This window comes from Bacteroidia bacterium, from assembly GCA_016218155.1.
Taxonomy (GTDB): Bacteria; Bacteroidota; Bacteroidia; order Bacteroidales; family GWA2-32-17; genus GWA2-32-17.
Window position 1 is genome coordinate 99,070 of the sequence record JACREQ010000107.1, and the last position, 20,526, is coordinate 119,595.

General features: G+C 31.8%; 14 protein-coding genes. 9 read left to right on the forward strand and 5 right to left on the reverse strand.

Going from position 1 to position 20,526, the window contains the following annotated elements; translation table 11 throughout:
- Positions 1-47: 47 nt before the first annotated feature.
- Complete coding sequence (locus HY951_18070; GenBank protein MBI5541968.1) at positions 48-2,438, forward strand: TonB-dependent receptor; 2,391 nt, start codon at positions 48-50, stop codon at positions 2,436-2,438.
- 63 nt (positions 2,439-2,501) lie between these two features.
- Positions 2,502-4,478: a hypothetical protein gene (locus tag HY951_18075; protein MBI5541969.1), complete on the forward strand. Its 1,977-nt coding sequence runs from the start codon at positions 2,502-2,504 to the stop codon at positions 4,476-4,478.
- 2 nt (positions 4,479-4,480) lie between these two features.
- Here HY951_18075 and HY951_18080 read toward each other — a convergent pair whose 3' ends face one another.
- On the reverse strand, positions 4,481-5,287 hold the full coding sequence (locus tag HY951_18080; protein MBI5541970.1) for an SDR family oxidoreductase: 807 nt from the start codon (positions 5,285-5,287) through the stop codon (positions 4,481-4,483).
- Positions 5,288-5,376: 89 nt separating this feature from the next.
- Here HY951_18080 and HY951_18085 point away from each other — a divergent pair, with 89 nt between their 5' ends.
- Positions 5,377-7,839 carry a tetratricopeptide repeat protein gene (locus tag HY951_18085; GenBank protein ID MBI5541971.1) on the forward strand — a complete coding sequence of 821 codons (2,463 nt, stop codon included), beginning with the start codon at positions 5,377-5,379 and terminating at the stop codon, positions 7,837-7,839.
- A gap of 364 nt (positions 7,840-8,203) precedes the next feature.
- Here HY951_18085 and HY951_18090 read toward each other — a convergent pair whose 3' ends face one another.
- The gene (locus HY951_18090; protein MBI5541972.1) at positions 8,204-8,596 is read right to left on the reverse strand and encodes a DUF4537 domain-containing protein; all 393 of its coding nucleotides are present in this window, start codon (positions 8,594-8,596) and stop codon (positions 8,204-8,206) included.
- A gap of 172 nt (positions 8,597-8,768) precedes the next feature.
- Here HY951_18090 and HY951_18095 point away from each other — a divergent pair, with 172 nt between their 5' ends.
- The 5 genes from HY951_18095 (at position 8,769) to HY951_18115 (ending at position 15,419) form a co-directional block, all read left to right on the forward strand.
- A complete protein-coding gene (locus tag HY951_18095) occupies positions 8,769-9,803 on the forward strand; it encodes an OmpA family protein (protein ID MBI5541973.1) in 1,035 nt (344 codons plus the stop codon).
- 494 nt (positions 9,804-10,297) lie between these two features.
- Positions 10,298-11,803, forward strand: a complete 1,506-nt coding sequence (locus HY951_18100; GenBank protein ID MBI5541974.1) for a DUF2271 domain-containing protein — start codon at positions 10,298-10,300, stop codon at positions 11,801-11,803.
- A gap of 42 nt (positions 11,804-11,845) precedes the next feature.
- Positions 11,846-12,316 (forward strand): T9SS type A sorting domain-containing protein, encoded by a 471-nt coding sequence (locus HY951_18105; GenBank protein MBI5541975.1) that lies wholly within the window; start codon positions 11,846-11,848, stop codon positions 12,314-12,316.
- Between the two features lie 6 nt (positions 12,317-12,322).
- On the forward strand, positions 12,323-14,287 hold the full coding sequence (locus tag HY951_18110; protein ID MBI5541976.1) for a hypothetical protein: 1,965 nt from the start codon (positions 12,323-12,325) through the stop codon (positions 14,285-14,287).
- A 136-nt stretch (positions 14,288-14,423) separates the two neighbouring features.
- Positions 14,424-15,419, forward strand: a complete 996-nt coding sequence (locus HY951_18115) for a radical SAM protein (protein ID MBI5541977.1) — start codon at positions 14,424-14,426, stop codon at positions 15,417-15,419.
- A 378-nt stretch (positions 15,420-15,797) separates the two neighbouring features.
- Here HY951_18115 and HY951_18120 read toward each other — a convergent pair whose 3' ends face one another.
- From HY951_18120 to HY951_18130, 3 genes are all read right to left on the reverse strand, one after another.
- Positions 15,798-16,112, reverse strand: coding sequence for a GIY-YIG nuclease family protein (locus tag HY951_18120; protein ID MBI5541978.1), 315 nt, complete (start codon positions 16,110-16,112; stop codon positions 15,798-15,800).
- Positions 16,113-16,583: 471 nt separating this feature from the next.
- A complete protein-coding gene (frr, locus tag HY951_18125) occupies positions 16,584-17,147 on the reverse strand; it encodes a ribosome recycling factor (protein ID MBI5541979.1) in 564 nt (187 codons plus the stop codon).
- Positions 17,148-17,180: 33 nt separating this feature from the next.
- A complete protein-coding gene (locus tag HY951_18130) occupies positions 17,181-17,891 on the reverse strand; it encodes a UMP kinase (GenBank protein ID MBI5541980.1) in 711 nt (236 codons plus the stop codon).
- Between the two features lie 361 nt (positions 17,892-18,252).
- On the opposite strand from HY951_18130, the gene HY951_18135 reads away from it, so the two are divergent.
- A partial coding sequence (locus tag HY951_18135) for a hypothetical protein (GenBank protein MBI5541981.1) occupies positions 18,253-20,526 on the forward strand: 2,274 nt, incomplete at its 3' end.

Here is a 20,526-nt window from a genome sequence, read left to right on the forward strand (position 1 = left end):
TTTAGATTAATTCTATATTACATATTACATTTGTAAAAAATATTTAAGTGAAAATTTTTTATTTTATCCTGCTTACTTTATTTAGTACTCATTTGCTTGCCCAGCATGGAAAAATTGTGGGCAAAGTGCTTAATTCAAAAAATAACGAAGTCATTCCTTTTGCAAATATTTCAATTGAAGGAACAAAAATCGGAACTTCAAGTGATTTTGATGGGAAATTTGAATTTTCGGAAGTAGATCCGGGATTTGTTCATCTTATAGTAACTGTAATAGGATTTGAATCATTAACAACAAATGACATTCAGATTATAAATGGAAAAACTGCTAATATTGAAATACAATTAAATGAGCATAAATATGAACTAAATGAGGTAAATGTTTCAGCTCAGAAATTTGAAAAAAGAGAAGAAAGTCCTGTTTCGTTAAGAAGTATAAACATTTCTGAAATTGAAAACAGTGCCGGAGTAAATCGCGATATTTCTAAAATAGTTCAATCTTTTCCGGGAGTTGCTGCTATACCAGCGCCCGGAAGAAACGATGTTATTGTTCGTGGTGGTGCTTCAAATGAAAGTAAATTTTTTCTCGACGACGTAGAGTTTCCTAACATTAATCACTTTGCAACTCAAGGTGCATCAGGCGGGTCAAATGGAATATTAAATGCTGATTTTATTCGCGAAATAAATTTTTATTCCGGTGCATTCCCTGCAAATCGTGGAAACGCACTTAGCGGAATTTTTAATTTTAAACAAATTGACGGAAACTTAGAAAAATTAAGGTTCAGAGGCTGCCTTGGTGCTTCTGAAGTAGCACTTACTACTGATGGTCCATTAACAAAGAAAACTAATTTCATTTTTTCAGTAAGAAGATCTTACCTGAGTCTGCTTTTTAAAGCTATTGGCTTACCATTTTTACCTACATATAACGATTACCAATGGAAAAGTAAGTATAAAATTAATGACAAAAATGAAATTACAATTGTTAGCGTAGGTGGACTCGATCAGTCAAAGCTTGATCTAAAAATTAAAAACCCAACCGAGAATCAACGATATATTTTAAACTATTTGCCCATATACGAGCAATGGAGTTATACTATTGGCGGTGTTTATAAGCACTATAGGGCAAATGGTTATTCGCTTTTAGTTTTAAGCAGAAACATGCTTAACAATCGTCAGTATAAATATTTGAACAATGACAATTCACTAGCCACTAATAAAATACTTGATTATGTTAGTCAGGAAATTGAAAATAAATTCAGGCTCGAAAACAATATGCAGTTTACTAACAACTTAAAACTAAATTACGGAATTAATCTGGAATATGCCAAATATAACAATAACACATTTCAAAAGATTTTTGTAAATAATATGGTCGATACTGCTTCTTATAATGCAGTTCTTGATTTATTTAAATACGGACTATTTGCTCAAATCAGCAAAAGGTATTTTTCAGATTTATTAACTCTCTCACTTGGAATACGCACTGACGCTGCAGAATATAACAACAATATGCATAATCCACTAAACCAATTCTCACCAAGATTCTCAGCTGCATTAAGATTATCAGAGAAAATCAGTTTTAATGCAAATATTGGAAAATACTATCAGCTTCCAGCATATACAACATTAGGCTATAAGAATAATTCAGGTGAATATTCAAATAAACAAAATAACATTAAATACATTTCAAGTGACCATATAATAGGTGGATTAGAATACCAACCCTACAGAGGTACACTTGTTACACTTGAAGGTTTTATGAAGTTTTACTCAAACTATCCATTTTCTATTAACGATTCAATTAGTATTGCATTTCGTCCAACAGATTTTGGTGTGGTTGGCAACGAAGCCGTAAATTCTATTAATAAAGGCAAAGCATATGGTGCCGAACTACTATTCAGATCGGATTTTAATAGGAAAATTGATGTCGTAATTTCTTACACTTTTGCAAAAGCTGAATTTCAGGATAAATATGGAAAATATTCAGCCGCATCATGGGACAACCGACACATATTTATTATTTCTGCAAATAAAAAATTAAAAAGGAACTGGAGTACTGCTTTAAAATGGCGTTTTGCAGGAGGCTTACCTTATACTCCATACGACATACAAAAATCATCCTCAATTGCTGCCTGGGATATTACAAGTTTACCATATTACGACTATAACAACGTGAACAGTAAAAGATTTAAACCTTTTCATCAGCTTGATGTAAGAGTTGATAAAACAGTTTATTTTAAGAATAGCAGTTTAAAGTTTTATCTCGACATTCAAAACGCATACAATTTTAAATCAGAGGAACAAGGGCGAATTACAAATATGGATGTTGATGGGAATAAAGTAATCGATCCAAATGATCCTACAAGATACGTTTTAAGAACTATTTCATCACCCGGAGTAGGTACAGTATTACCTTCAATTGGGATAATTTTCGATTTTTAGTCTATTTTATTTTCACTTGCTTTTTTTCAAAATTTCTTGTAGGTTTGAACTATAGTTATTGCCATGAACAAGAACAAATCAAAAAAGCAACAAAATTTATTTTTATCAAAGATAACAGCCGCTCACTGGCTTTTTATAATATCGTTTCTTCTATATTTTAATACATTGTGGAACGGTTACAATTTTGATGATAACTTTGTTGTGTATAATAATCCAACTATTGAAAAAGGAATAAGTGCAATTCCCGAAATATTTACAACACATTACTGGACAGAAAAGGATAATACATTTGGTTACCGTCCAATTGTACGATCTACTTTTGCAATTGAGCAAAGTATTTGGGGAAACACACCTGCTTTAAGTCATTTAATAAACATTTTGTTATATTGTTTTTGTGTATTTTTTGCGTTCAAGCTAGTAAGAAATATTTTTCCACAAATTCCTCTTTGGATATTATTTTCTGCACTAGTTTTATACACTACACACCCAACACATACCGAAGTAATTAACAGTTTAAAAAACAGAGAAGATTTATTAGTTTTATTACTTGGAATTGCTACAATTAATATTTTTATCAGCTTACATAATTCTCAAAAATGGTATTGGTTACCTTTGGGATTAATTGTATTTTTTGCAACATGTTTAACTAAAGAAAATGGAATAACTTTCGCAGCAATAGCACCATTAGTATGCTATTTTGCACCAAATTCAAAAAATATTTCCGGAACTTTTTTAAATAAATATTTTAAAATAATTTTAAGCACAATACTATTATTTATAGTTGGGTATATAGCCATTAAATTACCAGATTGGATTTTACCAAACGAACAAAAACTTTTATTTTATTTTGAGAATCCATTACACGAAACACACGGTTTTGTAGTAAAACTTGCCACCGGATTTTATACTTTGCTTTACTATTTAAAAATGATGTTATTCCCCTATCCTCTTCTATTTTACTATGGATATAACGTTGTAAACATTGCATCATTTTCGTCGCCACTTGTATATTTATCATTAGCTATTTTTATTGCTTTGGCATTTTTTACTCTAAAAAATATTCGCAAGAATCCTTTATTTTCTTTTGGAATACTTTTGTTTTTAGTTAGTATTTCTGTATATGCCAACTTTGCTTTTCCGGTTAATGGCATCGTTGCAGAGCGTTTCCTGTTTATTGCATCTTTGGGATTTTTTCTTGCTATTTCAGGTATTATTCAACAATATACACAAAAACACCCGGAAGTTTCGCCAGTATATAAAAAGAATAAAACAAGAATCATATGGATTGTTACTATTATTTGTATTATTTTCTCAATCCAAACAATTAACAGAAACACGCAATGGAAAAGCTATAAAACTTTATTAACAGCTGACATTGAAAATCTTGAAAATTCTGCAAAGGCACATACTTCATTCGCCACATTTACACTTAATGAAATAAAAGTAAATGCTGTTGACGGAAATAAAATAAATTCTGCTGACCTTGAAAAGGTAATATATCATTATAACAAATCACTTGAAATTTATCCTGATTATTACACATCAATTAATAACATTGGATTAGTTTATCTTACGTTTTACAATAATCCCCAAACGGCAAAAGTATGGTTCGATAAAGCATTAAAAATAAAACCCGATTATTTAGAAGCAAAGTATAATCTTGCAAATTGTTTGATAAGAACAGGAGACACTTTAAATTCTATAAATTTATATAAACAAGTTTTAGCAATAGACTCTAATCATATCCAAACACTCTCAGAAATGGCTAACATTTATTATTTAATGAATGACTCCATTAAAGCTGCCGAACTTAATTTTAAAATAATAACAATTGACAGCGTAACTGATTTACCTTATATAAATCTTGGAAATTATGCATTGTTAAGACATGACACACTCGCTGCAACAGTATGGTGGGAAAAAGCCTTACAAAAAAATCCAGATAACCCTAAACTTTGTTACGGAATGGCAAAATATTTTACCCAACATGGTAACAGTGAAAAAGGGACCTACTTTATGAATCTTAGTAAAAAGAACTAATTTTATTTCATTATCATCCTTACCGCTGACCTGAAAATACAACCAGGCATTAAATGTCTTAAACTTATCATTGCAGCAGCCTGTATTGATACAGGATACCTTAACTTATAAGAAGTTGACATTGCAGCTTTATATATTCTTTTTGAAACAGCTTTTGGAGGTAATCCTTTCATCCCCATTTCGTTCATTTTTTTCATAGCTGGATTTATAAAATTATCATAATCCTTAATATTGGGATTTTCAATTTTATCCATAGAACGATCATAAAAATCTGTTTTTATCGGACCGGGTTCAACAATTTTTACTTTAATATTAAATTGCCTTAATTCATATTGAAGCGCCTCGCTAAAACCCTCAACAGCAAATTTGGTTGAATTATATAATGTAAATGTTGGAAATCCGGCATGTCCGGCAACAGATGCTAAATTAATAATAGTACCTTTTTTATTTTGTCTGAAATGTGGAAGAATTGCCCTAGTTACATTCATCAACCCAAAAACATTTACGTCAAACTGTTTCTTAATCTGATCCTGAGAAGCACATTCAAAAGCTCCTGCTGCTGCATAACCGGCATTATTTACCACTGCGTTAATAGCACCAAATTTCTCAATAGTAGAATTTATTGCATCCAAAATACTTTTCTCATTATTTACATCAAGTTTGAATTTTGCAATATTTGGATACCTACTAAAATCTGTTGAATCTAAATTTCTCATTGTAGCTGCAACATTCCATCCACGTTCTGCAAAATAAATAGCAGACTCTTTTCCAATACCTGTTGATGCTCCGGTAATTAATACTGTTTTCATTGTTTATAATTTTATTTACAAAGTTGCAATCAATTTTGGGTAAAAGAAATAGAAAAAGTATTTTTAAAAAAAATTAATAACCCGCTTTTATGAAAAACACGATACTCTTTATCATCATTTCGTTAATATTATGCACTATAGCAAAGGGACAGGAAAAAAATATTGACAATTTACTTAAGCTTATTAAATCTGCTACTAACGACACTGTTAAAGCAAGATTGTTTGTTGAACTTGGGAATGAATTTCTTGCATATAATCCGGATTCATCAATCATATTTTACAATAAAGCAATAAGTATAACAAATAATAATGATGAGATATCGCAATTATATAATGCCTATTCTTTGCAATCCAAAGCATGGGCATACTGTATTTTCAAGTCAGAAGCTGATACTGCAATAAACATTACTAATAAAGCAATTAAAAAATATAGCAAATTATTAAGTTCAAAAAACGAAAATATAGTTTTAAAAGCCAAAAAGGGTCTTGCAGGCTGTAACAATAATCTAGGTAACTCAAATTTACTTTTTAGTAATTACGATGCGGCTATTGAGTTTTTCACAAAAACAGGTGAGATTGCAAAAGAAATAAATGATAAAAAATACTTATCAATTTCAACAAATAACCTGGGGTTAGTATATCAAAATAAAGGCAATTTTGATTTGGCTATAAATTACTTTCAACAATCACTTAAAATTGATCAGGAGTTAGGTGATGAATTTGGAGTAATGGGCGGATATTATAATATTGGTGCTCTTCACTCACATTTATCTAATCACTTAAAAGCATTAGATTATTTTAAAAAAGCATTAGTACTTGCAAAAAAAGCTGAAGACAATAAAAGTATCTGCCTTTGCTATAACGGCATAGGTGTTTCTTACTGTAAACTAAATTATTATAGTCTGGCTATTGATAACCATAACAAAGCACTAGAACATGCAAATAAAATTGATGACAAAAGTGGATTATCCGACAGTTATAGTAACCTTGGATCAACATATGGTTTAATAGGCGATTACAATAAGTCTATTGAATATTTTTTAAAATCACTAAAAATCGTAAAAGAAATAGGCGATAAAAATGGAGAGTCATTAGATTTGGGTAATATTTCATTGCAATATATAATTCTTGCTGACTCTGTTTCTAAAACAAAACAAGAAAAAATAAGCAATTATAAAAAAGCTATCGAGTATGGATTAGAATCATATAAAATCGCAAACGAAATTAAATCGCTTACCAGAATTAATGACGTTGCAGGTTATCTGAAAAAAGCCTACAAAGAAACAGGAAATCCAACAGAAGCATTAAAATTTTCAGACATATATATATCAACAAAAGACTCTATTTTTAATGAAGAAAAAAATAAAACCATTGAAGAAATGGAGTCAAAATATCAATCTGAAACTAAACAGTTAACAATAGATAAACTAGAGAAAGAAAAAAACATTCAAACTCTTGAAGTGAAAAAACAGAGATGGATTAATATGTTTATCATAAGTGTACTTGTTTTTCTGATCGTTGTTTCAACAATAGTTTTCAGAATGTTTTTATTAAAAAAGAAAGCTAACAAAATAATCTCCGAAAATAACATAGCACTTAAAAATGCGAATGTTGAAATAAATACTCAAAAAGAAGAAATTACAGCACAGCGCGACGAAATTGAGGCTCAAAGAGATTTAGTAATTACACAACGCGACCATATTGAAGAAATTCATTTACAGGTCTCACAAAGTATTGACTATGCAAAAAGAATTCAAACATCGATTTTGGCAGATCAGGCAATTTTAAGCCAGCATTTACCGGAACACTTTATTATGTTTAAACCAAAAGATAAAGTAAGTGGAGATTTTTACTGGTGGGCTGTTATAGAAAATCAATTAATAATTACAGTTGCTGACTGCACAGGGCATGGAGTACCAGGAGCCTTCATGAGCATGCTTGGAACTTCACTTCTTAGGGATATTGTTATAAAAGAATATATAGTTCAACCTGCATTAATACTAAAGAAGTTAAGAAAAGAAATTATAAACGCATTAAAACAAAAGGGCGAAAGTGGCGAGCAAAAAGATGGAATGGACATGGCTTTGTGTACCATAAATCTTGAAACTCTTGAAATGCAGTTTGCAGGTGCAAATAATCCGGTATATATTATCCCTCCTGTCATTCTGAACGAATGTGAAGAACAATTTTCTTGCGCAACAAAATCTACTTTAGATTCTTCGGCTGCGCCTCTGAATGACAAAATAAATTTAGTTGAATTTAAGGGTGACAAAATGCCTGTTGCAATTCACGAAAGAATGGATCCGTTTACAAATCAGACTTTTCAATTAAATAAGGGCGATAGCATATATTTAATGAGTGACGGTTTTGAAGACCAGTTTGGTGGATTAAACAACAAAAAGTTTAAATCAAAACAACTTAAAGAAATTTTGATAACAAATAACAGATTATCTATGAATGACCAACAAATAAAAATTGAACAAATTTTTACTGACTGGTTAGGTACAAATGAACAAATAGATGATGTAACTTTAATTGGCTTTAAGGTATAATTATATATAAACTGCTAAATAACATCTCAATAAAGCATTACTTATTATTTATCATCATATCTTTACATATTATTATTGTTTATGGAAATTAATGAAGAAATTATTAATTCGACAAAGAATTGTAACAAAGATTTCTCATGCTTAACAAACAATGAACATCTTTATTGCAAAGTACAAAAGTGCATTGCCAACTCTGTTCATTTTATAGAATGTACCGACAAATTAAATTGTAATTATAATATTATATTTGGAGATAGTAATATTTGCAATTGTCCAGTAAGAAAAGAAATTTTTAATAAATATAATTTATAAAAAAAGGGGCTTACAATTTATTGCAGCCCCTTTTTAAAAACTATTTTGTCTGTTACATTTTCATTATTTTACCAAACACCACTTCACTTTCAGTTGTTCCGTCATCCCAAATTATTATAGCTCCTTTTTCTTTTAGTTCTTTAATTTTACCAGGATAGAACTTTGCGCCTGCCCATACAGCCTGTACTTTATCACCTGCTTTTAAATCTGATTTCTCGGTAATCAATTTTAAATCGGTAACTTTTACTTCGCCATTCGAGCCATCGGCATAATCAACAGCATAAGTTTCGCCTGTAATAGTTTTAATTGTAGCCAGATAATAATTCCCATCAGTCCATTTTGCAGCAACAGACATTCCGGTTTTAAACTGTGACTCAGTTTTGCAAGATTGTGTGAATATTCCTGTAACTGCAAGTAATAAAGTAAATACAATAAATTTTTTCATTTTATTTGATTTTTAAGTTTAGAATTGCACAAATGTAAGATTACAATAATCTACTTTATTAAATATACTAATAGTTTTTCAACATAAAGATGTTAAAAGAATTACAATTATACAGATTTAATCTACCTTAAAATCAGTTAGGTTTGACTATTATTTATTAATCAATCAGATTATGAAGTTATTTGCAAACCCAATTACAACAGGAGCTATGCTATTCCTGTTAATTTCAGTTTCATGTGTTCCTGTTCGTCAATATCAGGATATGAAAACAAGAAATACTAAATGCGAAGAAGAACGTGATTATTTAAAAAACCTGAATAAAGAATTGACTGAAAAATCTGCTGAAACAGATCTTAATACCAGTAAATATCAAAAACGACTTGACGCTTTACAACTGGATACTTTAACACTTGGAACATCACTAAGAAAAATGATAGTTCAGTACGATAAAATAAATCAGTTGAATGATGAATTAATGTCAAAACTGAAACTAAAAAATATAGAAAGTTCAGATGAGGCAAAAAAGCTACTTGTTCAATTACAACAATTACAGGAAATTTTGCAAAAAAAGGAAGACGACCTAAAAAAGATGGAGAAAGACCTAAACGAGAAAAAAGCTAATCTTGATGAACTTACCACTCAAATCGACGAAAAAAATTCAGCTCTTGAAAAGAAAAATGCACGTTTAATTGAACTTGAAGGTATTTTAAGCAGAAAAGATTCTATGGTTAAAGTATTAAAAGATAAAGTATCAAATGCATTACAGGGATATGAAGGCAAGGGACTTACTGTAGTTCAGAAAAATGGAAAGGTATATGTTTCACTTGATGAAAAACTTTTATTCCAGTCAGGAAAATGGGATGTTGATCCAAAAGGACAAAAAGCATTAAAAGACCTTGCAGTTGTATTAGAAAAAAACAACGACATCAATATAGTAATAGAAGGTCATACTGACGATGTTACTTTTAAAGGCACAAATGGCATTGAAGACAACTGGGACTTAAGTGCAAAACGTGCAACAGCTATTGTAAAAATATTACTTTCAAATTCTAAGATTGATGCAAAACGATTAATGGCAGCAGGAAGAAGTCAGTACCTACCTGTTGACCCTTCAAAAACACCTGAAGCAAGAACAAAAAACCGTAGAACTGAAATTATATTAACCCCTAAACTCGATGAGCTTTTTAAAGTTCTTGAATCAAATTAGTTTGTCTGTTTAATAATCCCTAAAGAGTCAATATTTTATTATTGGCTCTTTTTTTTATTTCGTACTTATATACTTAAATACATTAATTGAAATTCAGATCAGATTAATAAAAATATATTTCATTATATTTTTTACTTTTCTGTACATTGTCTGTTGCGTATAACTGACAAACATAACATTATACTTAAATCAACAGTTATCTAACTTCAATACTTTGTATTTTATAGCTAATCAACATATTATTTTATGTTTTCAAACATCTATTACTAGTGCCGAATAACACATATCTGCAAATCACCATACTTAGATTTCTGTTTTTTAGCATATTATATATTCTATCTACATATATTGTTTATTTTTTATACATGCTTTTTGCTCTCTATTTATCTGATTTTTAGCTTTTTTATATTTTTTAATTCATTTATATAGTGTTAGACATCATTATTATTGTTTCTTTTAAATTTACACATCAAAATTATTAAACATTATTTTTTATGAAAAAAGCTTTACTAAAAAACTTAAGCGCATTATTAGTGCTTATTTCTTGCATGTTTTTAACTTCTGGTATATATGCTCAAACACCAGGAACATTAACTTTTACAGTTAATTTAACTTCACATTCCGGTAGCTATGGTACTGACCATTATGTAGTATTATGGATTGAAAATGGTTCAAATACCTTTGTTAAAACCAAGCTAAAAAGAGCTGATACTCATGCAACAGGCACTCACAACCACTTACCATTGTGGAAAGCAAGTTCTGCTTTAAACGTAGTTGATGCAACAACTGGAGCTTCATTATCAAGTTATGGAACACCATTAAGTTTTACCTGGAATGCAACAGATGTTGCGGGTGCATTAGTTGCAGATGGAACTTACAAAGTAAGAGTAGAATTTACATGGAGTACAACTACAAATACTGCAAATACAACTGTTGCATTTACAAAAGGCGCATCGGCAGTACATTTAACTCCTGCTGATGAAGCTAATTTTACAGGTATGGTATTAGATTGGCAACCTTCTGCAGCTGCTCCAGTTGCTAGCTTTGCTGCTAATACAACAAATATTTGTGAGAATGGAAATATTTCTTTTACCGACCAGAGTACAAATACCCCAACTTCATGGGCATGGAATTTTGGTGACGGTCAAACATCTACAAGCCAAAACCCAACTCATACCTATGCAACAGCAGGAACTTATACAGTTGCCTTAACAGCAACAAATGCAGGCGGAAATAACACTTCTACACAAACAAATTTAATTACTGTTAATCCAACAGTTGTTCCTTCTGTAGTAGTTAATCCTAGTGCAGCAACTGTTTGTCCTGGTACTACAGTAGTTTTAACTGCTGTACCAACAAATGGTGGTACTCCAACTTACTCATGGACAGTAGATGGAAACGTTGTTGGAACAAATAATACATATTCTGCAGTTTTTTCAAATGGTCAGGCAGTTGTTTGTACAATGACTTCAAATGCAGCATGTGCAAACCCAACAACTGCAACTTCAGCTACCTTTAATACCGGTGTTTACACAGTAGCTCCTGTAACAATAACAGAAACAACCGGAACATTAAACTCAACTGCAACAACCGGTAATCAATGGTATGAGCAAACAAACGGAATAATTGCTGGTCAGACAGGAGTAACATACTCACCAACTTCTAACGGAAGTTATTATACCATAGTAACAGATGCTAATGGATGCACATCGACTTCAAATACTTTAGCCTATATATATAATGGTATAAATGAAAATTCTTTAAACTCTTCATTTAGTATTTTCCCAAATCCTTCTAATGGAATTATTAATATTTCTTTCAATAAAGCATTTTCAAATGAACAAATCTCAATTGAAGATTATACAGGAAGAATTATTTATAATGAAACTATTAATCAGAATAATGGTTCAGTAAAAACAATTGACTTATCGAAATATTCTAACGGAATTTACTTTTTAAAAGTGAATAACGAAAAACATACTTTGGTAATTGACAAATAATTAATTCCAACTTCTAACAATAATTAATCTAAAATCAAATCTATGACAAAAGCAATTTTCGTGATTTGTTGCCTTCTGGGATGGGGGACAACAATCTTCGCTCAGCAGGGCACTGTTACTGCCGGCGGAGAAGCCAGTGGATCGGGTGGCTCAATAACCTATACCATTGGAGAAACTAATAACATTTCCGCTACAGGCACAACTGGTAACATTAATCAGGGAATGCAACAACCTTATGAAATCTTTACAGTTTCAATTTCTGCAAAGTTTAATGCTAACGTATCGCTTTTTCCAAATCCAACAAGTGACTATGTTGTAATAAGCGTTGAAGGCACAAATGCAGATAACTTAAGATATGAGCTTTTTGATATGAACGGCAAATTATTACAATCTGCAAAAATGTCATCAAACGAAACAAATATTTTAATGAGAGATTATGCAAGTGCATCATACTTTGTTAAAGTATATAACAACGAAAACGAATCTAAAAATTTTAAAATCAACAAAAACTAATAAACAATGAAAAAAACAGTACGTAATTTTAGTTTAGCATTAATGTTATTATTGTCATTCAATGGCATTTTCACTAATGCTTTTGCACAAGCTCCAAATCTTATCAGTTATCAGGTTGTAGTACGTAATGCAGGTAATGCATTATTAGCAAACCTTCCGGTTGGAATGCAGGTAAGCATTTTACAAGGTTCAGCTAGTGGTACTGCAGTTTATGTAGAAACACAAATGCCAACAACTAACATTAATGGTTTAGCAACTATTCAAATTGGTGGTGGTACACTTGTATCTGGCGACTTTACAACAATTAACTGGTCAGCAGGTCCTTATTTTATTAAAACAGAAACTGATCCAGCTGGTGGAACAAGTTATTCTATTGTTGCAACTCAACAATTATTATCAGTTCCTTACGCAATATATGCAGCAACATCCGGTAGTTCAACTCCTGGTCCTGCAGGTAATGGTATAGTTTCAACTGTTGATAATGGAAACGGTACTTTTACTATTACTTATTCTGATGCTTCTACATTTACAACAGCAAATCTTACCGGTCCACAAGGTGTTGCAGGTAACGACGGAGCTATTGGTCCAGTTGGTCCTCAAGGTCCTGCCGGTGTATTATCAGTAAATTGCTTACAATGCCATGATCATAATTCAACAACTTCATCTCCATTAGCTGAAGCTTTAGAAAATGCTGCTTATGAAATCGAATTCTCTGGCCACGATCAGGGTGCTGAACTTGCAATTGGCGAAGGTTTTTCAACAACCTGTGCTGCTTGTCACTCAAACGAAGGTTTCCACTCAGTAGTTGATGCTGCTGTTGTTCCAACTTATAATTATAATGCAACTTCAGGAACATTTTCATATTCATATGCTGCAAGTGCTGCTGCTTCTTCAGCAATGCAATCAATGCCAGGAAAAATTTCATGTTTTACATGTCATAAAGGTGCCGCAGTTGACTCTATGAAATTATATACAACTGCTCCAATTCCAATGGCATTGTTCCCAACAGTATCAAGTGGAACTGCTCCAACTTTATGGGCTCCAAAAACAATTAACATGACTCAGGCAAATTCACAATCCAATCTTTGTATTAAATGTCACCAACCACGTAATTTAAACATTAATACATTAGGTACATTACCAAACAAAAACAATGGTTTCTCTGTTGATTATTATGACTTAGCTGCAAATCCAACACAAGTATGGTATGATTCAGCAGTTGGTAATGCTTATCCAAACAAATATATCCCTTCTTCTTCATCACCTTTCCATTATGGTCCAAATGGTGCTATTTATTCAGGTCAGGGTGGTGTTCAGTTCGGATATTCAGGAACTATGTCTGCAACTTCTATACATGCTACAGATGCTTCATGTCAGAGTTGTCATATGGCTGCACCAACCGAATTTACAGGTGGTCACTCATTTAACGTAGCTCATTATGATACATCAGCTGGTGGTACTTCATATTCAAAAATTATGAACTACAAAGGATGTAACGTTGCAGGTTGCCACAGTACTCCAATGAGTAATTCAAATGCAACATTAACAGCTTTCAAAGCTGAGATCAATGCAAAATTAGATTCATTATATCGTATATTACAATCAGGTAACGTTTCATTACTTAAAAAAGATCCTGATTATACAACTAACAAAAGATATTTCGCAACTACAACATCAGGTTACAATGGTAGTTTTAATATCTACAATACAAGTGGAGCTAATTTAACAGGACAATTCAGAAATCCAGCTCCAGGAGGAACATGGACAGCTGCACAGATTGCTGCAAATAATGCATTACCAAAATTCCCTGCTTTAACAAAAGGTCAGATGGGTGCATATATTAACTTCTGTTTAGTTGTTAAAGATTATAGTTGTGGTTTACATAATCCTGAGTATGTAAGAGCTCTTTTAAGATGTTCAATTCAGGAATTATTAAATGAAGGATTCACATATAATTCTTTAGTACCTTAATGGTAAATGCGACTTATTTGAAGTAATTATCAAATAGTATATTTTTAATGGTAAGAAGCTGTCTCGCAAGGACAGCTTCTTTTTTTATTTGCTTTTTTGAACTTGTGTATTTTATAAAATTCATGTAGGTTTGTATATGTGGCAAAAGCGAAAAGAATTATATCAAATTATTAAACTTATAGATTTTACTCGTTTTTGGAATCTGCACAAATTAATTTTTAGCTATTGGATTTCTTTAATTACAAGAAAAACTAAAATATGGGCTAACCCATTTGCAGTTTCTATAGAACCCACAACAAATTGCAATTTAAATTGCGCCGAATGCCCTACAGGCAATAATTTACTAACCCGCCCTTTAGGTAAGATAAATACTGAAATCTTTCATTTAATAATTGATCAGATCTACAAAAAGACTTTTTACCTTAATTTGTACTTACAGGGCGAACCATTTATTCATACTCAACTTACAGAAATGATAAGTTATGCCATAAAAAAGAAAATGTTTGTTTGCGTTTCTACAAATGGGCATTTCTTAGATGAAGCCACATGCGACAAACTTGTAAAAACAGGTATTCAAAAAATAATTATTTCTGTTGATGGTGCAACAAATGAAACATACAACAAATATCGCAAAGGCGGCAATTTAACAATGGTCACAACAGGTATTAAAACTCTGTCGGAATCGAAGATAAAACAAAAAACAAATCTCCCTTTAATTGTAATTCAGATGCTTGTTAACAAATATAACGAGCATGAAATTAATGCAGTAAAACATTTAACAGAATATTATGGCGCAAACAGGCTTGAATTAAAATCAATGCAGATTTATAACAACAGTAACTTTTTATCAAGCATAAGCAAATACAATAGATATATTAAGAATAATTTTGGCGATTTAATTCTAAAATCAGAAATACAAAATCGCTGCCTAAGACTTTGGACTAATGCTGTGTTCACATGGGATGGCAACCTTATTCCATGTTGTTATGACAAGAATGCAAATTATATAATTGGGAGCATTAAAGATTTTGATTTTGAAACACATTGGAAAAACCAGAAGCTAAATTCTTTTCGGAACAATGTTCTTAACAACAGGAAGAATATTGATATCTGTTGTAATTGCACCGAGTAATATTTATTATGATTACCTTCGGTGAGAAAGTTCCTCGCGGAGTTTATCCTGACAAAGGAAGGGCTCTGAATGACAGTATTCTTTTTGTCATCCAGAGTGAAGCATAGCGGAACGAAGGATCTACTTTGTATTTTACACTAGATTTAGCTTCGCTAGAAACTGTTCTTCACTTCGTTCTGAATGACAAGGGTGTATTGTTCAGTTTTGTGATTATTCTTCACGGAGTTTATCGTGACAAAGGAAGGGCTCTGAATGACAGTATTCTTTTTGTCATCCAGAGTGGAGTATAACGTAACGAAGGATCTGGTCCGAAATACTGTATATTACACTAGATTTAGCTTCGCTAGAAACTGTTCTTCGCTTCGCTATGAATGACAATCAATCTTTTATTTTATCATTTAAAAACTCCCATTTGGAATTAAAATTATTAATCAGAATTTCTTTCTTTTTTCTACTCCAACCTTTAATTTCTTTTTCTCTTTCAATAGCATGTTCAATACTTGAATGGTGTTCGTAAAACAAAAGATAAAAACAATTGTATTTTCCAGCAAAGGTTAATTTTCTAGTGTCTGAATCTAATTTATGTTCAAATAATCTTCTTTCAATATCATTTGTTACACCTGTATACAAAACAGTTTTATCGTAGTTTGTTATGATATATGTAAAATAATTATGACAACCGATTGGTTTCATTACTATTAATTTTTTGTCAAATATAAAAAATTTATTTACACTAGATTTACCTTCGCTATAAGCTGTTCTTCACTCTGCTGCGGCGGAGAAGTGTAACGGAACGAAGGATCTAGTCCGAAATACTTTGTATATTACACTAGATTCTTCGCTATGCTCTGAATGACAATTGGGTGATTTGTCATCCAGTCCGCAGCGGCGGAGTAGTGCAACGTAACGAAGTATCTGGTTCGTAATACTTTGAAACCCTACACTAGATTCTTCGCTTCGCTCTGAATGACATTCTACTCTTTTTTCTGTCATCCAGAGTGGAGTAAAACGGAACGAAGGATCTAGTTCGAGATACTTTGTAAACTACACTAGATTTAGCTTCGCTAGAAACTGTTCTTCGCGGAGTTTATCCTGACAAAGGAAGGGCTCTGAATGACAAAAGAATTATAACAAAAAAGTCTGCTTCTGGCAGACTTTTTATTTTTAAATACTCATTATATCTTTCTCTTTCAAATCCAAAACATCATCAACTTTTTTAATGAAGTTATCTGTAAGTTTTTGAATTTTTTCTTCGGCTTCTTTAATTTCATCTTCTGATATTCCATCTTTTTTAAGCTGCTTTAATTCCTCATTTGCATCACGACGGGTATTTCTGATTCCAACCTTTGCTGTTTCACCTTCTGCTTTTACTTGTTTAACTAGCTGTTTACGACGCTCCTCAGTTAATGGCGGAACAATTATTCTGATTAGTTCTCCATTGTTTTGAGGATTAAAACCAAGATTTGCTGCCTGAATAGCTTTATCAATCGGTTCAATCATATTTCTATCCCATGGCTGAACAACTAAACTACGAGGATCTGGCGTAGCAATATTTGCAACCTGGCTTAAAGCAGTTCTTGCACCATAATAATCAACATAAATACTGTCAAGCATCATTGGTGATGCTTTTCCTGCACGAATTTTTAAAAGCTCATGTTCAAGATGTTTCAACACCTTTTCATTTTGTTCTAATGCTGAATCGTAGCAAAACTGTACTTCTTCGGTCATGGTAATAAATTTAAAAAAGTTCTGTAAAAATATTTAATTTCTTACTAATGTTCCAATTTTTTCGCCCAAAATTATTCGTTTTAAGTTTCCTTTTTTATTCATATCAAAAACTAAAACCGGCATATTATTTTCCTTAAGCAAGGTAAACGCAGTTAAATCCATTACATGTAAATCGTCTTTATATGCCTTATCATAAGTTAATTCATCATATCTGGTTGCCGATTTATCTTTTTCAGGATCTGCAGTATAAACTCCATCAACCCTGGTTCCTTTAAGTAACACATCTGCTTCAATTTCAACTGCACGTAATGCAGAAGCAGTATCGGTAGTAAAAAACGGATTACCTGTACCACCTGCAATAATAACACAAACTCCTTGTTTCATTAATTCTATTGCTTTTGCTTTGCTGTAAAGTTCACCAACAGGCTCCATTCTAATAGAAGTTAATACCTTTGCTTTACCTCCAAGGCTTTCTATTGCTGAATGTAATGCAATACTGTTAATTGTAGTTGCAAGCATTCCCATCTGGTCGCCTTTTACACGGTCGAAGCCTTTATTTACTCCTTGTAATCCTCTGAAGATATTTCCTCCACCAATTACAATTCCAATCTCAACACCGAGTTCAGAAGCTTCAATTATTTGTTGGGCATATTCATTTAAACGGTTTGTGTCGATACCATAATTACTATCACCCATCAGCGATTCTCCGCTTAATTTTAAAAGTATACGTTTGTAAGCAGCCATAATTTTAAAAATAGTTATGCTTCAAAGTTAGAGAATTTTTGAAAATATTTAGAAAAATTGAAATTGCAGCAAAAATCATCGCGTATAATCAACCGCAGCAGAGTACACGAGCCACAAAAAGTAGAATCTTTATGTTTAGCGTGGACACTTAACATAAAAAATATACACATAAGTGGATAGTGAAACACGAACCATTGAATAGGAAAATAATAAAATGCTATAAATAATAATTTTTAATAATTTACAGATAAACTGACTATGCACGCTGTTAAGAGGTTAATGCACGCTGTTAGGTAAATCATTGCTTTTATTATAAATATTTAACATTAAATTTATAGACCTAAAATTTAAGCTTTTTAATATGAAAATATTACTACTTCCAGTTATTCTTGTATTGTTTTCAATTACAAATAATACAGCTCAGGTTTTTAAATTATATACGACTACTGATGGATTAAGCAGTAATAATGTAAAATGCCTAACAACCGATAATTCAGGAAATTTATGGGTTGGAACAACATTTGGAATAAATAAATTTAATGGCACAACATTTACAAATTATAGCACAGCACAAGGATTACCAAGCAATAATATTAAATCACTTACTACAGATGCATCTGGAAATATTTGGATTGGAACATTGAATGGCTTAAGTAAAAATAATGGAGTCGGATTTACAAACTATAACATCACAAGTGGTTTACCTTCTAATAATATATCATGTATAACAGCTGCCTCTGGTGGAATATTATGGATAGGAACAGCTACAATAGGAATTTCAAAATATAACGGAACAACTTTCACAAATTATAACTATTCAAACGGATTGGTTGGAAATGCTATCACAGCACTTTGTGTAGATTTAACCGGGAAATTATGGGTTGGAACAACTATCGGAATTTCTGTTTTTGATGGCACAACATTTACAAACTACAATACAACAAACGGACTCCCATCAAATTCAATAAAAGCATTACAATGTGATGCTTCAGGAAATATTTGGATAGGTACAACAAACGGATTAGTAAAATATAATGGGAGTAGCTTTACAACTCTCACAACTGTTGATGGCTTATTAAGTAACTCAATAATTTCATTAGATGTAGATAATACTGATAACTTATGGATTGGATATAATACAATAGGAATATCAAAATATGACGGTACAATATTTACACATTTTAATGCTAACAATGGTTTTATTTGGACAGCTTTATCTTCAATAAAAGGTTTGAACAATAATATTTATGCAGGAAATTCAACAGGATTAATTGTATTTAAAAAATTGACTATTCCACCATATCGTTTCGATTATCTTGACACAAACAATATTGCTGCGGGTATAAATGCATGCGGTCTTTTATTTGGCCAACCAGTATATACTCCTGCACAACTTGGAGGCTTTCTTGTTCCAAAAAATACAGGAGCTTCTTCAATTTATGCATCTTCTGTTTGGTTCGGAGGTTTTGACCAGAATAATCTACTTCATTTAGCTGCAATGCCATATGCATCTTCAGTAACCGACATCTGGCCAGGTCCGTTATTTACAAATACAAATATATACGCTGATGATAGTACATGGAACAGAATATGGAAAATTTCAAAAGCGGAAATTAATAATCATATATTAAATTATAATCAACCAGGATACATAATACCGAAATCTATTTCTGAATGGCCAGCACCTACAGTAGATTTTGTGGACATAAACAGTAACAATATATACGATCCACAAAATGGCGATTATCCTTTAATACGTGGCGACCAGGCTATATTATCCATTTTTAATGACATCGTAGGAACTCACGCTTCTGGAGGTTTGCCTTTGGGAATTGAAGTTCATGCATTATCTTATTCATACAATTCTATTGATTCTGCGCTTGCAAATACTGTTTTTACCAACTACAAAATTTACAATTATTCATCAAATAATTACAGTGATTTTTATTTAGGAATGTATTCAGATTTAGACATTGGAGATGCTTACAATGATTTTATAGGATGTGACAGTTCTCTTAGCTTATATTATGGATATAACGGACTTACAACTGATGCGCAATATGGTTCAAAAATTCCTGCCCAGGGAGTTGTTTTTCTCAGCTCACCAATGTATTCATTTAATTATTATAATAATTCCGGAGGGGTACTTGGCGATCCTTTAACCTGTACAGAGTTTTATAATGTATTGAATGGATATTGGAAAGACGGCTCACCATATACATATGGAGGAAATGGCTATGGTGGTTCGGTTTACACTAACTATTGTTATAGTAGTGACCCAAATTATTCAACAGGTTGGTCAGAGGTTACAGAAAACAATACACCCGGCGACAGACGAGGCATTGGCACTGTTGGCCCATTTACCTTACTTGCAGGCAAGGTAATTTGTATAGATGTTGCTTTTCCAAATGCTATTGATTATTTTGGAAATAATTTAAGTTCTGTTTCATTATTAAAAGAAAGAACTTCCCAGATTATTAATTTTTATAATACTCAAGGTTGGGTATGTGGAGAAATTTATACAGACACAAATACAGTTGCACATTTATATACACAAAATCCAACAATATGCAAAGGACAGCCTTATCAACTAAACAACATAGTTGTTGGCGGGGCTCCGCCATATACTTATAAT

Excerpts from the sequence above, each read along its gene's own strand:
- HY951_18085 (MBI5541971.1), top strand. The coding sequence starts at position 5,377 with ATGAAAAACACGATACTCTTTATCATCATTTCGTTAATATTATGCACT.
- HY951_18095 (MBI5541973.1), top strand. The coding sequence starts at position 8,769 with ATGAAGTTATTTGCAAACCCAATTACAACAGGAGCTATGCTATTCCTG.
- HY951_18115 (MBI5541977.1), top strand. The coding sequence starts at position 14,424 with ATGTGGCAAAAGCGAAAAGAATTATATCAAATTATTAAACTTATAGAT.
- HY951_18100 (MBI5541974.1), top strand. The coding sequence starts at position 10,298 with ATGAAAAAAGCTTTACTAAAAAACTTAAGCGCATTATTAGTGCTTATT.
- HY951_18090 (MBI5541972.1), bottom strand. The coding sequence starts at position 8,596 with ATGAAAAAATTTATTGTATTTACTTTATTACTTGCAGTTACAGGAATA.
- HY951_18120 (MBI5541978.1), bottom strand. The coding sequence starts at position 16,112 with ATGAAACCAATCGGTTGTCATAATTATTTTACATATATCATAACAAAC.
- HY951_18080 (MBI5541970.1), bottom strand. The coding sequence starts at position 5,287 with ATGAAAACAGTATTAATTACCGGAGCATCAACAGGTATTGGAAAAGAG.
- HY951_18105 (MBI5541975.1), top strand. The coding sequence starts at position 11,846 with ATGACAAAAGCAATTTTCGTGATTTGTTGCCTTCTGGGATGGGGGACA.
- frr (MBI5541979.1), bottom strand. The coding sequence starts at position 17,147 with ATGACCGAAGAAGTACAGTTTTGCTACGATTCAGCATTAGAACAAAAT.
- HY951_18075 (MBI5541969.1), top strand. The coding sequence starts at position 2,502 with ATGAACAAGAACAAATCAAAAAAGCAACAAAATTTATTTTTATCAAAG.
- HY951_18130 (MBI5541980.1), bottom strand. The coding sequence starts at position 17,891 with ATGGCTGCTTACAAACGTATACTTTTAAAATTAAGCGGAGAATCGCTG.
- HY951_18110 (MBI5541976.1), top strand. The coding sequence starts at position 12,323 with ATGAAAAAAACAGTACGTAATTTTAGTTTAGCATTAATGTTATTATTG.